The sequence below is a fragment of the Legionella feeleii genome (assembly GCF_001467625.1).
In the GTDB taxonomy this organism is placed as follows: Bacteria; Pseudomonadota; Gammaproteobacteria; order Legionellales; family Legionellaceae; genus Tatlockia; species Tatlockia feeleii.
Genome location: NZ_LNYB01000045.1, coordinates 1 through 563 on the forward strand (window position 1 = coordinate 1; position 563 = coordinate 563).

The window sequence follows — 563 nt, forward strand, 5'->3', positions numbered from 1 at the left end:
TACATAGTGAACCGTATCACGGGAATTCTTACGATTATCAAAATAAGAGGCTTGCCATGAGGCGAGTAAATCCATTGATTCCTCACGAGTTAACAGAAGCGCTTTATCCTGCGTTTCCAGCGGTAAATCAAAATCCCTACTGAGGTATTGAAGATGCCCCATGACTTTATCAAAGCCTTTGCCATAACTCGTCACTTTAATAACCGCCTGCTGAACGCTTGAGGCAATGCGAAGCTGCTCTGAAAGGGATAATCGCTGATAGGATAGAGGCGCATTAGTTCGCTTATAGTATTTAATATCCGCAGGAATTCTTAAGGACTTTTTCCTTGTTCGCTCGCCTGCTTTTCGATTCCTCTCTTCCTCATGGAATGAAGGGGATACAAAGCGTCTTGTCTGCCATGAGTCGTCAAGGAAATCATGCTCATCATCATGACCTGTTACCATGATTAACCACCTCCTGATAGCGATTAACGGTGTGCGATACGTACCCTTTTAACTGCTCATTCACCTCCCGAACAAGGGATGATAAGCGCTTAATATAGTCAGGCGATAACGGCGAATTT

At 44.0% G+C, this 563-nt stretch carries 1 protein-coding gene; it reads right to left on the reverse strand.

The genetic code is table 11. From position 1 onward, the window contains the following. Nucleotides 1–444 (reverse strand): hypothetical protein (locus tag Lfee_RS06405; RefSeq protein ID WP_156413366.1); only part of this gene is annotated, 444 nt, incomplete at its 3' end. Nucleotides 445–563 lie beyond the last annotated feature (119 nt).